This window comes from Streptomyces sp. A 4/2, assembly GCF_940670765.1.
Taxonomy (GTDB): domain Bacteria; phylum Actinomycetota; class Actinomycetes; order Streptomycetales; family Streptomycetaceae; genus Streptomyces.
Genome location: NZ_CALNVW010000027.1, coordinates 126,921 through 139,826, shown reverse-complemented (window position 1 = coordinate 139,826; position 12,906 = coordinate 126,921). Strand labels below are relative to the sequence as shown.

The following is a 12,906-nucleotide window of genomic DNA, read 5'->3' as shown; positions in this document are numbered from 1 at the left end:
AGCGGGGACGCTATCAGCCCAGCACCTCCCCCAGAACCCGTGCGGCACGCAGCGCATCACCGAAACTGACGTAGAGCGGGGTGAATCCGAAGCGCAGCACGTCCGGCGGCCGGAAGTCGCCGACGACACCGCGCGCGATCAGCTCCTTCATGACCGCCCCGGCGTTCTCGCACCGCAACGACACCTGGCTGCCGCGCTCCGCGTGGACCACCGGTGTCAGAGATTCGAGGCGCACACATTCCAGGAAGAAGTCCGTCAGGACGAGTGATTTGGCCCGCACCGCCTCGATCGTCACTCCCTCCCAGACATCGAGCGCCGACTCCAGCGCCAGCATCGACAGGATGTCGGGGGTACCGACCCGGCCGCGCACGACACCGTCCGCCGGGGCGTATCCGGCAGTCATGCCGAACGGGTCGGCGTGCGAGTTCCAGCCGGGCAGCGGGGAGTCGAAGGACGCCTGGAGGTCGGGGCGCACATAGAGGAAGGCGGGCGAACCCGGGCCGCCGTTCAGGTACTTGTACGTACAGCCGACGGCGAAGTCGACGCCGTGCGCTTCGAGTCCGACCGGCAGCGCGCCCGCGCTGTGGCAGAGGTCCCAAACGACGGCCGCCCCCGCCGCGTGCACGGCGGCGGTCACGGCGGGCAGGTCGTGCAGCCGGCCCGTGCGGTAGTCGGCGTGGTTGACCAGGACGGCGGCGGTACGGGGACCGACCGGATCGCCCGGTACGTACGGGACGATCCGCCGGGAGGTCATCCGGGCCGCGGACTCCGCGAGGTAGCCGTCGGTCGGGAAGGTCGTCGCGTCGACGAGGACCTCGTCGCGGTCGGGGCCCGCCAGCCGGATCGCCGCGACCAGCGCCTTGAAGACATTGACGCTCGTCGAGTCGCCGACCACGACCGTGCCGGGCGCGGCACCGACGAGCGGGGCGATCCGGTCGCCGATCCGCTCCGGGGCGGTCCACCAGCCGGACTCCTCCCAGGACCGGATCCGCAGCGCGCCCCACTCGTGGGTGATGACCTCGCGCATCCGGTCCGGTACGTGGCGCGGCAGGGCGCCGAGGGAGTTGCCGTCCAGATAGACGGTGTCGGGGTCGAGGGTGAACAGCTCGCGGATCGGGGCGAGTTCATCGGCGGCGTCGAGCGCCTCGGCCTTGCGGGCCAGGGCGGACAGGTCCGGCTCGGGAGACATCGGCTGGTCCTTCGGCTGGGCGGGACGGGGGGTGGGTACCGGGTGCCGAGCGGCTACGGGGTGCCGAGCGGCTACCGGGTGTCGAGCGGCTACGGGGTACTGGTCCGGCAACGACGCGGCAGCGGTCCAGGTATCGCCCGTCTCCGCCTCAGACATGGCTGCGCGCGGTCCACAGTTCGGGGAAGACGTTCTTCGCGGCGCGCTTCTCCAGCCAGGCGACCCCGGCCGATCCGCCCGTACCGGTCTTGGAGCCCATCGCCCGGCGGGTGGCCACCAGATGGTCGTTCCGCCATCGCCACACCAGCTCGCCGACATCGGTCAGCGCCTCACCGAGACGGACCAGCTCGGAGTCCTGCGCCCCCGCGTACACGGCGGTCCAGACCGCCTCGACCTCGGGCGAGGGCTCGTACTTCCCGGCGGGATCGCGGTCGAGCACCGCGGCGGGCACCGCCTGGCCGCGCCGGGCGAGGAACCGCAGCGCCTCGTCGTACAGGCTCGGCTCCTGGAGGGCCTTCTCCAGCTCGGCGTGCGCCCGCGGGGCACCACGGTGCGGGACCAGCATCGACGCGGACTTGTCGCCGAGCAGGAACTCCATGCGGCGGTACATCGCGGACTGGAATCCGGACCCCTCACCGAGCGCGCCGCGGTACGCGTTGAACTGGGCCGGGGTGAGCTGGGCGAGCGGGCGCCACGAGTCGTTCAGGGACTGCAGCTCGTACGTGGACCGCTTCAGCGCCGCGAGAGCGACCGGCAGGTCGTCACCGCGCAGCGCGGCCGATGCGGTCTCCCACTCGTGGACGATCACCGTGAACCACAGCTCCATCACCTGGGTGGTGACCAGGAAGACCATCTCGCCCGGATCGTCGGAGCGCAGATGCTGGAGGTGGGTGAGGACATCCGCCTGGACGTAGTCCTCGTACGGGGTGGTGCCCGCGAAATCGAGGTTCGGGGCCGGGTCGTGCGCATTCGGGGCCAGATCGTGCGAGTTCGGGGCCGGGTCGTGCGAGTTCGGGGCCGGGTCGTGCGAAGGCGTAGACATCGCTGTCTCCTCGATGGTGCTCCAGGTAGCGGTCCGCCCCTTCCGTCGACAGGTGGGCCCCGGTCCCCAGCCTTCATCATGAGCGCCGTTCCCGCCCGGCGGCAAGAGAAGCAAAGGGCCGGACACGGAGCGTGTCCGGCCCTTCACCGTGCCGCCGGTGCCCGGCGGCCCCGCTCAGCCCAGCGTGTCCGCCGCGGCCGGGGAGGAGTCACGCAGGAACGTCGTGCAGCGCTCGTACTCCTCCTCCTCGCCGATCGACTGCGCGGCACGGGCCAGCGCGTGCAGGGCGCGCAGGAAGCCCCGGTTCGGCTCGTGGTCCCACGGCACGGGCCCGTGGCCCTTCCATCCGGCCCGGCGCAGCGAGTCGAGGCCGCGGTGGTAGCCGGTACGGGCGTAGGCGTACGACTCGACGACCCGGCCGTGCTCGAAGGCGTCGTCAGCGAGCTGCGCCCAGGCGAGCGAGGACGTCGGGTACTTCGCCGCCACGTCGGAGGGCGCGGCACCGCCCGCGAGGAGCTCGCGGGGTTCGGGGTCGTCGGGGAGACGGGTCGGGGGAGGTCCCCCGAGCAGATTCTCGTGAATGGCCATGAGTGACAGTCTGCCTGCCCCACCAAGGCCCGCCCGCCACGGGGCGCCGCAGGCCACTCCCGGCCACCCGGCCCCGCCCCATCTCAGCCCGCGATCCCAACCCGCCCAATCCCGGCCCACGCGATCCCCGCCCGCCCAATCTCAGCGCACGCCCACGCGATCCCAGCCGCCCCGACCAACCCCAACCCGGCCAATCCCAGTCGACCAATCCCAGCCCGACCCGGCCAATCCCAGCCCGTCCGGCGATTGAGGACACCTTTCAGCCCGCGCGGCGCTTGAGCGCACCCCTCAGCCAGCCCGGCGCTCGAGGGCACCCTTCAGCCCGCACAATCTCAGCCCGCCCGGCGATTGAGGGCACCCTTCAGCCCGCACAATCTCAGCCCGCCCGGCGATTGAGGGCACCCTTCAGCCCGCCCGGCGCTTGAGGGCATTCCCAGCCCGTCCGGCGCTTGAGGACCAGGGGCCCGGGGGCAGCGGCCCCCGACTACGGCGCCACCGCCCGAACGGCCCGCACGAGCGCGTCCACCCCCGCCTCCGCCTTCGACCGCGCACACCCCACGTTCAACCGCACGAACCCCTCGGCCCGGTACACCGCCCCCGGCATGATCGCCACCTTCTCGACCTCGATCAGCTGCCGCTGGAGCGCCGCCTCGTCGACACCCAGCGGACGCAGATCGATCCACGCGAGGTACCCGGCCTGCGGCGGCACCCACCCCAGCTCGGGAAAGGCGGAACGCAGCCGGTCCGCGAGCATCGACAGATTCCCCGCCGTGTAGGCCCGCACGGCGTCCAGCCACCCCGCACCGTGCCGGTACGCCGTGATGTGGGCCGTCAGGGAGAGCACCGCGGGTGAGGCGAGCCCCTCGCCCTTCTCCATGCGGGTGAGGAACTCCGCCCGGTCGTCCGGGTCGCCGATGATGCCGTACGAACCGGTCAGGGCCGGGAAGTTGAACGCCTTGCTGCCGGACGTGACGAGCGCCCAGCGCCCGCTGCCGTACCGGGTCCAGGGCAGATGACGGTGGCCCTCGTGCACGAAATCGGCGTGGATCTCGTCGCTGATGACCGCGACGCCGTACCGCTCGGCGAGCGCCGCGAAGCGGGTCAGCTCGTCGTGGGTCCACACCCGGCCCGTGGGATTGTGCGGCGAGCAGAGCAGCAGGACCTTGCTGTCCGGGCGGGCGAGCTGCCGCTCCAGCTCGGCGAAGTCACCCACCGGGCAGCCGCGCGGCTCCCGGCCGAGACCGGTCACCGCCTTGGTGAAACCGTCGTACGTGGGGGTGTGGACCACGACCCCGTCGCCCTCGTCCGTCCACATCTGCAACAGCTGCGAGAGCTGGCTGAGCACGGACGGCCCGTACACGATCCGGTCGGTGTCGATCCCGGTGTCGTACCGGGTCGCGTACCAGTCGCGTATCGCGGCCCGGAAGTCCCCGAGCCGCCAGTCCGTGTAGCCGAAGACACCGTGGGCGATCCGCTCCTGGAGGGCGGCGAGCACCTCGGGCGGGGAGCGGAAGTCCATGTCGGAGATGGTGAACGGCAGCAGCCCGTCCACCCCGAACCGGTCCGCGACACCGTCCCACTGGATGCTCCAGGTGCCGCGCCGGTCGACGGGCGTATCGAAGTCGTACGTCCGGTGCTCCCCGTACTCCATACCGGTCTCCTTCTCCGTCTCCATGTGCGGCACCCCTCTGACTGATCTGAGAATCACGAACCGACCTGAGAATCCCGAAACGCACGGACGCCCTCGGGCCTCGGGCATGACGCGGGCCCGGCATCCTTCGTCGGATACCGGGCCCGGCGTACGGAATTGCTCACGGGCAGGTGCCCGTCGCGTGAGGCGGCTGTCCCACGCATCGGGCGAGTGCCCGTTACTTGAGGCGGGTGCCCGTGGAGCGCAGGTTCGCGCAGGCCTCGGTCACGCGCTTCGCCATACCGGCCTCGGCGGCCTTGCCCCAGGTGCGCGGGTCGTAGGTCTTCTTGGAGCCGACCTCGCCGTCGACCTTCAGGACACCGTCGTAGTTGCGGAACATGTGGTCCACGACCGGGCGGGTGAAGGCGTACTGGGTGTCGGTGTCCAGATTCATCTTCACGACGCCGTTCTCCAGCGCGGTGGCGATCTCCTCCTCGGAGGAACCGGAGCCGCCGTGGAAGACGAAGTCGAACGGCGCGTTCTTGCCGTACTTGGCGGCAACGCCCTCCTGGAGGTCCTTCAGCAGCTCGGGGCGGAGCACGACGTTGCCCGGCTTGTAGACGCCGTGCACGTTGCCGAAGGAGGCGGCCAGCAGGTAGCGGCCCTTCTCGCCGAGGCCGAGGGCCTCGGCGGTGCGCAGCGCGTCGTCGACCGTGGTGTAGAGCGAGTCGTTGATCTCGTGGCTGACGCCGTCCTCCTCGCCACCGGTCGGGGTGATCTCGACCTCAAGGATGATCTTCGCGGCGGAGGCCAGCGCAAGCAGTTCCTGGCCGATGGAGAGGTTGTCCGCGAGAGTCTCGGCGGAGCCGTCCCACATGTGCGACTGGAAGAGCGGGTTGCGACCGGCCTCGACGCGCTTGCGGGAGACCTCCAGGAGCGGACGTACGTAACCGTCCAGCTTGTCCTTGGGGCAGTGGTCCGTGTGCAGCGCGACCGTGACCGGGTACTTCTCGGCGACGATGTGCGCGAACTCGGCGAGCGCCACCGAGCCGGTGACCATTTCCTTGGCGTACTGGCCGCCCAGGAACTCCGCACCACCGGTGGAGATCTGGATGATGCCGTCGCTCTCGGCCTCCGCGAAGCCGCGCAGCGCCGCGTGCAAGGTCTGGGTCGAGGTCACATTGATGGCCGGGTAGGCGAACTTGCCTGCCTTCGCCCGGTCGAGCATCTCGTTGTAGACCTCGGGGGTTGCGATGGGCATCTGTCCGCTCCTTGGGATGTGCGGGTGTGCGTAACTGGTCCCTGACCTGGGGGCGACTTCATCGTCGCCCCCATCTTTCCAGACTCTTGGCGCGGCTCCACCTGGCGTGGTGCCTTGACGTGTGCAAGAGGGGCGTGGTTTCACGTGAAACCACGCCGCCCCTGCCGACGCGCTGCTACCGCTCCGACATCGCCGCCCTCATGTGCCGGCCGGCCTCAGAGGTCCAGATCGCCCTGTCCGTACGCGAAGACGTACGGCACCCCGGCCTTGGCGATGACCTCGGCCGCACCGGTGTTGCGGTCCACGATCGTGGCGACCGCGACCACCTCGCCGCCGGCCTCGCGCACGGCCTCGACGGCGGTCATCGGAGAGCCGCCGGTCGTGGTGGTGTCCTCGACGACCAGGACCCGGCGTCCCTTGATGTCCGGGCCCTCGATGCGGCGCTGCATCCCGTGGGTCTTGGCGGCCTTGCGCACGACGAACGCGTCCAGCGTCTTTCCGCGGGCTGCGGACGCGTGCAGCATGGCGTCCGCGATCGGGTCGGCGCCCAGCGTCAGGCCGCCGACCGCGTCGAAGTCCAGGCCGTCGGTGAGGTCCAGCATCACCTGTCCGACCAGCGGCGCGGCCACGCCGTCCAGGGTGATCCTGCGCAGGTCGATGTACCAGTCGGCTTCGATCCCCGAGGAGAGGGTCACTTTGCCGTGGACCACGGCCTTGTCCTTGATGTGCTGCAGCAGGTCAGCGCGTACGTCAGTCATACCCCCGAGCTTAGAGGCGGCCCGGCCGTAGAGGCGGACGGGACCGACCCCCCGCCGGGCTGGGGGGCAGTCGGGGTTCAGAGGCCGCCGGGCCCGGAGCGGCCGGGCCCGGCGGCAGTCCGGGCTCAGAGGCGGCGCCAGCTCCAGGTCGTCGCGATCTCCAGCGGATCGATCGGCGTCACCAGGCGGGGCAAGGTGTTGAGGCCGTTCGGCGGGCCGGACTGCGGCTCGACACAGACCGCTTCCTGCTGCTCGTCGTAGACCACCACCCACTCGTCGCGGCTCTGCACCTTCAGCTCCAGCTGCCCCGGCCAGGTGAGGGTGACATCGACACCGTCCGGCATCCCGAAGCAGTCGTCCCAGGGGCCGGGGAGCGGGTCGATCCGCTTGCCCGTGGGGAGGTGATCGTCGCCACGCTCCTCCTGCCAGGCGGGCTCGAAGTCGATCCGTACGTCCTCGCCGGTACCGAGGTTCCGGTTGAACCAGGGGTGCCAGCCCGCCTGCGCCGGGAACGAGTCGTCGTACGTCTCCACACCGAAGGCGAGGGTCAGGGAGTCCTCGGCCAGCTCGAAGGTCTGAGTGACCCGGCCGGTGTACGGCCAGGGGTCGGCCAGGTCGTAGGTGAACACGGCGGCTGCCTCGCTGGTGCGGGCCGTCCGCCAGGCCGTGTTGCGGCCGGTGCCGTGGATGGCGTGCGGCGGGGAGTTCAGCGGCAGCTGGTGCGGTTCACCGCCGTTGCTGAACAGGCCGTTCCTGGTGCGCCCGCACCAGGGCACCATCGGGAAGCAGCCGAACTTGGCTCCCTGGCGCAGCAGTTCGGTGCCGCCGATACGGAGGCTTCGGATACGGCACCCGTTCTCGGGGCTCACGGTCAACTCGACGTCGCCGGCGACGAGCCGGACCTCTTCGCTACTCACCTCTTGACCCTAAGGGCTGTCCCGACCGGCCACCCGGCCGATCCCCTCGCCCGAACCCCGTCCGGCGCTCCGGATCAGCGGCGGCGCCGCAGCGCCCGGCCCACGACCACGGCCGACGCCAGCGCCAGCGCCGCCGCCGGGGCCGCCCACCGCAGGGTCGCCCCCGCCTTGACGGACGACGGGGCGGGCACAGGGGCGTACCGGCCGCGCGGCGGGGCGTGGTCGACCTCCTCGGCGCTGCGGCCGATCATCGTGCGCCGGGCGTGTGCGGCCTCCTGCGGGGGCTCGCCGGCGGGGATGAACTCCGCCTCGGACACCGGGTCCAGCGACGGCGGCGGAACCTCCGCGTCGAAAACGGACGGCGTGACATCGCCCTCGGAACCTGCCCGGGAACCAGCCCCGGAATCCGCTTCGGAGTCCGGCTCGGAATCCGCATCCGCACCCGCACCCGAATCCGCACCCGAATCCGCAGGGGCGTCGGCCCCGACCTCGGCCCCCACCCGGTCCCCGAACCGGTCCAGCAGGCGCCCGGCCGCCGCCAGCGCCGCCTCCGGGCTCAGTTCCGTCAGGCGTCCGCCCTCGCCACCGGCCGTCCCCGTGAACGTCAGCGTCGTGCCCGCGTCCGTCCCGGTCAGCCGGAGTTCCAGGGCCAGTGTCACCGAACCCGGCCCGCGGGCCTCCGCGCCCTCGCCCGTGATCGTGAAGCCGCCGTCCCGTTCCGCGAGGTGCAGCGCTCCGCGGTACGTGATCGTGTGACCGTCGACGCGGACCTTCAGCCGACCCGCGAGCGGGCCCTTCGTATCGTCCGCGTCCAGCTGGAGCCCTGGTACACAGCGGGCCACACGGGCTGGGTCCGTCAGGACCCGTCGGACGGACTCTGCCGGAACCGGAACGAACACCTCATGCTCCATAGGAGTCGAGCCTACTCAGACACAGCCGACACGTCTGCCTTTCGGTCCCCACCGGTACCGCCCCCACACCCACTCGTCCCACTCCCACCCGTCCCACTCCCACCCGCCGCCCTCACCCGGCCGTCACCGCGTGTACCGCGGGTGCACCAGCGTGGACGGCGGCAGCCCGTCCCACCGGACCGCCGGCCGGGACCAGGCCCCCGTACCGAGCGGCACGGTGTCCGGGTCCCCGCGGGCCGCCAGGACGAAGCCCCAGTCGTCGGCCGCCCGGGTCGTCCCGCTCGACCGGTCCGGTCCGGCCGCGAAGGCCGGTCTGCGGCCCGACGCCCGGTACGGGACGGCCCGCAGCCCCGCCGACCGCACCGTCGCGCCGACCGTCCAGAAGCTGTGCGGCCGGGCGTCGACCGGCCCCGCGTGGACGGCCAGCCTGCCGCCGGGTGCCAGCACGCGCGCCACCAGCCCGTAGAACTCCTGCGAGTACAGCTTGGTACTCGCGGTGATCCCGGGATCCGGCAGATCCGAGACGATCACGTCGTACCGGGGCCGGGGCGAGCGCAGCCAGGTGAACGCGTCGGCGGTGACCACGTGCAGCCGCCGGTCGCGGTACGCGTGACCGTTCAGCGCCGCCAGCCCCGGGTCCGTACGGGCCAGCCGTACGACGCCGGGGTCCAGCTCCACCACGGTCACCGACGCCACGTCCCGCCGCCGCAGCACCTCGCGGGCCGCGAGGCCGTCCCCGCCGCCCAGGATCAGTACGTCGCGGTGCGGGCCGCGCATCGCCGGGTCGACCAGCGCGCGGTGGTACCGGCGCTCGTCCAGGCCGTTGACCCGGAGCCTGCCGTCCAGGAAGAGGTTCAGGGTGCCGTGCCGGGAGCGGGTGAGGACGATCTCCTGGACACCGGTCTGCAGCGCGACCCGCACATGGGGCCCGTACACCGCACGCCGTGCGGCCTGTTCGAAGTCACCGACCAGCGCCGTCGCGGTGGCCAGGACGGCGAGCACCAGCACGTTCACGACGATCAGGCACCACCGCGCCCGCACGGTCAGATCGCGCCGGAACAGCCACAGCACCAGCGCCCCGCCCGCCACCGCGTTGACCGTCCCGGTGAGCAGCGCCCCGGTGAGCTGCCCCAGCACCGGCAGCAGCAGGAACGGGAAGGCCAGACCGCCGACCAGCGCGCCCACGTAGTCCGCGGCGAACAGGTCGGCGACCGTGCCGCCCGCGTCCTGTTGCGAGACCCGCTGGATCAGCGTCATCAGCAGCGGGATCTCCGCGCCCATCAGCACCCCGATCGCGAGCGAGAAGCCGACGAGCGCGTACCGCGAGCCGCCGCCCCAGGCGAACGACGCGTACAGGACCAGCGCCGAGCCACCGCCGATCAGCGCCAGCGCCGCCTCGACCAGCCCGAAGCCCACGGCGGCGCGGACCCGCAGCCGTTTGGCGAGCAGCGAGCCGATGCCCATCGCGAACACCATGACGGACAGCACGACGGAGGCCTGGGTGACCGAGTCGCCGATCAAGTACGAAGCGAGCGCGACCAGTTCGAGCTCGTACACCAGTCCGCAGGCCGCGCAGACGAAGACGGTGCCGAGCACGAGGAGCCGGCCGGTCCGCGGCCGTACGGAGAGTCGCGCGGCCTCGGTCCCGGGGGGTGCGGACTGGTCGATCATGCAGCGGACGCCACGCCATGAGACGCGCCCAACTCGTCACCCACAGAGGTTCAATGAGGCTTCGGCGGGGACCCGGACCCCGACCCGGGTACGGGTGACCACCAGCTGTCCTTCCTGCGGGTAGGCGTGCCAGGTACGCCAGTGCACCTGGCCCTCGTGGCGGCGCGCCAGCATCGCGGTGAAGGCGTGCGGCGAGCCGGGGAACGTCCCCGCGAGGCCGTTCGGATGGTCGGCCACCAGCGCGAGCAACTCCTGCGCGCGCCCCGCGAACGAGCACGCGGAGAGGGTCTCCACGCAGGCGGCGAACTCGTACCCCCAGTCGCCGACGCGCTCGGCCACGCCGAGGGGTAACGGGGTGCTGCTTCCCGGAAGGCAGGCGACGGTCTCCGAACAGAGACCGCCGTCCTCCTCCAGAATCACCTGGTGGGAGGCGCCGAGAAGCCTCATCTGGAGCTTGGCGCCGTCGAGTTCGAGATCGAGGACCGCGAGCGCGGGCAGCGGCTCGCGCCCCAGCGTCCACGCCAGATCGGCCGCGCGGGTATCGGTGTAGGCAGTACTGAGGGTCGTGAGCATGGGTGGGCTCCACAAACACACAATCGACAGGTGGACGGGGGTATCCCCGGAGCAGGTGCCAGGGACAGAGACGCCGGCATGGGCCACGGTCAGGTCTCAGGTCCGAGGGCTGCTTCTTCTCACTGCGAGGGAATCACGAAGTACATGTCGCTCACAGCGTTTTTACCCAACTTGGAGTGGATACCGGGTTGTTTCCATCCCCTGGGGGGCTTGGCTGTTCATACGTTCAACAAGGGCGCCCTAAGCGGATCTTGGGACAGCCGGCACACCGGAATCACACCCTGCCGAACAGAAAGCGCCCGCCGGGTGGTCGACCCGACGAGCGCCTTCAGGAGGAGAGGGGGGAGCCCCTCCTCCGGTCCTTTCCGAGCGTCAGCTGGAACCTCCACAGCCTCCGCCGCCTCCGCACGACGAGCCCCCTCCGCAGGAGTGACCACCGCCACAGGAATGACCACCTCCGCAGGAATGGTGGCCGCCCGAATGACCCCCGCCGGAGGAGTGGTGGCCTCCCGAATGACCGCCGGAGTGGCCTCCCGGGTCACTGCTGGGCGCGCCTCCGCCGTCCCCGGCCCACCAGCTGTGGCCCGCGGCGCCTCCGGCCGCGCCGCCTCCCGCGTACGTACGCCGCTTGCCGTCCCGGCCGCGTATCCCTCGCGCGATCACCACCACGACCACGACGGTCGCCACCATCACCAGGATGAACAGACCCATGGCCCTCACCTCTCCTCCGTCCCCCAGGAACGAGATCCCCCGTCGGCCCCCGCCCCGGTCCCGGACTGTCGCGTGACAAGGGGATCCCCCGCCCGTCCCGGCCCAAGCAGAAGTTGAGGAAGTCCAGAGGTTCGGCGCAGGATGACCGCCATGACCTCTACGGGAAGCCCCACGGGACGCGTCGCAGGACGGCCGCTGCTCAACCGACGCCTCGACGGGCTCGGAACGACGATCTTCGCGGAGATGTCGGCCCTGGCCACCGCGACCGGAGCGATCAATCTGGGCCAGGGCTTCCCGGACACCGACGGCCCGGCCGCGATCTCGGAATCGGCGGTCCGCGCGATCCGCGACGGCCGCGGCAACCAGTACCCGCCGGGCCCCGGCGTCCCCGAGCTGCGAACGGCGATCGCCGAGCACCAACAGCGGTTCTACGGGCTCACGTACGACCCCGACACCGAGGTCCTGGTCACCGCGGGGGCGACGGAGGCCATCGCGGCGACGATGCTCGCCCTCCTGGAGCCGGGCGACGAGGTCATCGCCTTCGAGCCGTTCTACGACTCGTACGCCGCCTCCATCGCCATGGCCGGAGCGACCCGCGTCCCCCTGACCCTGCGCGCCCCCGACTTCCGCCCGGACCTGGACGCGCTGCGCGCCGCCGTCACCCCCCGGACCCGGCTGCTCCTGCTCAACTCCCCGCACAACCCCACCGGCATGGTCCTCACCCCGGACGAACTGACGGCCATCGCCGAACTGGCCTGCGAGCGCGACCTGTTGGTCGTCACCGACGAGGTCTACGAGCACCTGGTCTTCGAGGGCGGCCACCACCCCATCGCGGCCCTTCCCGGCATGCGCGACCGCACCGTCTCGCTCTCCTCCGCCGGCAAGACCTTCTCCTTCACCGGCTGGAAGGTCGGCTGGGTGACGGCGGCCCCCGACCTGGTCGCCGCCGTACGCACCGCGAAGCAGTACCTGACCTACGTCAGCGCCGGGCCGTTCCAGTACGCGGTCGCCGACGCGCTACGCCTGCCGGACAGCTACTTCACCGACCTGCGCGAGGGTCTGCGCACCAAGCGGGACATCCTGGCGGCCGGGCTGACGGACGCGGGCTTCGAGGTCTACCTCCCTCACGGCACCTACTTCATCACCACGGATATCGCCGAACTCGCTCCGCATTCCCATGCGTTGGACTTCTGCCGCACTCTCCCCGAACGCTGCGGAGTGGTCGCCGTCCCCAACTCAGTCTTCTACGACCACCCCACCGCCGGGCGCACCCAGGTCCGCTTCGCCTTCTGCAAGAAGACGGACGTCCTGCGTGAGGCAGCCGACCGGCTGGCGCACCTCGCCGACTGAGCCGTCGAGGAAGCGGCACGGGAAGGCAACGCGCCCTGGCCGGGCAGCCGCCGCAGGCGGTCCGGCCAGGGGGAGCCAGGCCCCGGGAACGGCCAGCCCGCCGGAATGTCCAGCCACGGGCCGGAACGGGAACCCATCATTTGATGACTTCCCGGCGCCCGCCTGCCACTAGCCTCCTTCACGGGACGCCCCACGGCGGTTCCGGGCACTGCCGGTCCACACGGTTGACCGAGCAGACACGCCCCTTCCGTATCGGCAGCCGCCCGCACGGCGGCCTGCCCCGAGAACGGTCACGTTCCACGGCCGGG

At 71.4% G+C, this 12,906-nt stretch carries 11 protein-coding genes; 1 reads left to right on the top strand and 10 read right to left on the bottom strand.

Going from position 1 to position 12,906, the window contains the following annotated elements:
- Window positions 1-13 precede the first annotated feature (13 nt).
- The 10 genes from NBY69_RS20965 to NBY69_RS20920 form a co-directional block, all read right to left on the bottom strand.
- Window positions 14-1,189 carry a kynureninase gene (locus NBY69_RS20965; protein ID WP_374211309.1) on the bottom strand — a complete coding sequence of 392 codons (1,176 nt, stop codon included), beginning with the start codon at window positions 1,187-1,189 and terminating at the stop codon, window positions 14-16.
- A gap of 148 nt (window positions 1,190-1,337) precedes the next feature.
- Entirely contained in the window at window positions 1,338-2,228 is an 891-nt protein-coding gene (locus NBY69_RS20960; RefSeq protein WP_250302596.1) for a tryptophan 2,3-dioxygenase family protein, read from the bottom strand.
- A gap of 174 nt (window positions 2,229-2,402) precedes the next feature.
- The gene (locus tag NBY69_RS20955) at window positions 2,403-2,816 is read right to left on the bottom strand and encodes a DUF3151 domain-containing protein (protein WP_250302594.1); all 414 of its coding nucleotides are present in this window, start codon (window positions 2,814-2,816) and stop codon (window positions 2,403-2,405) included.
- Between the two features lie 484 nt (window positions 2,817-3,300).
- Window positions 3,301-4,491 carry a MalY/PatB family protein gene (locus NBY69_RS20950; RefSeq protein ID WP_250302592.1) on the bottom strand — a complete coding sequence of 397 codons (1,191 nt, stop codon included), beginning with the start codon at window positions 4,489-4,491 and terminating at the stop codon, window positions 3,301-3,303.
- Between the two features lie 193 nt (window positions 4,492-4,684).
- Window positions 4,685-5,707 (bottom strand): class II fructose-bisphosphate aldolase, encoded by a 1,023-nt coding sequence (gene fbaA, locus NBY69_RS20945; RefSeq protein ID WP_250302591.1) that lies wholly within the window; start codon window positions 5,705-5,707, stop codon window positions 4,685-4,687.
- 215 nt (window positions 5,708-5,922) lie between these two features.
- Window positions 5,923-6,465, bottom strand: coding sequence for an orotate phosphoribosyltransferase (pyrE, locus tag NBY69_RS20940; protein WP_250302588.1), 543 nt, complete (start codon window positions 6,463-6,465; stop codon window positions 5,923-5,925).
- A gap of 125 nt (window positions 6,466-6,590) precedes the next feature.
- The gene (locus tag NBY69_RS20935) at window positions 6,591-7,382 is read right to left on the bottom strand and encodes an aldose 1-epimerase (protein ID WP_250302586.1); all 792 of its coding nucleotides are present in this window, start codon (window positions 7,380-7,382) and stop codon (window positions 6,591-6,593) included.
- Between the two features lie 74 nt (window positions 7,383-7,456).
- Complete coding sequence (locus NBY69_RS20930) at window positions 7,457-8,293, bottom strand: SRPBCC family protein (protein ID WP_250302584.1); 837 nt, start codon at window positions 8,291-8,293, stop codon at window positions 7,457-7,459.
- 123 nt (window positions 8,294-8,416) lie between these two features.
- The gene (locus NBY69_RS20925) at window positions 8,417-9,964 is read right to left on the bottom strand and encodes a polyamine aminopropyltransferase (RefSeq protein ID WP_250302583.1); all 1,548 of its coding nucleotides are present in this window, start codon (window positions 9,962-9,964) and stop codon (window positions 8,417-8,419) included.
- Window positions 9,965-10,000: 36 nt separating this feature from the next.
- Complete coding sequence (locus NBY69_RS20920) at window positions 10,001-10,537, bottom strand: DUF2617 family protein (protein ID WP_250302581.1); 537 nt, start codon at window positions 10,535-10,537, stop codon at window positions 10,001-10,003.
- 852 nt (window positions 10,538-11,389) lie between these two features.
- On the opposite strand from NBY69_RS20920, the gene NBY69_RS20910 reads away from it, so the two are divergent.
- Entirely contained in the window at window positions 11,390-12,598 is a 1,209-nt protein-coding gene (locus tag NBY69_RS20910; RefSeq protein WP_374211308.1) for a pyridoxal phosphate-dependent aminotransferase, read from the top strand.
- Window positions 12,599-12,906 lie beyond the last annotated feature (308 nt).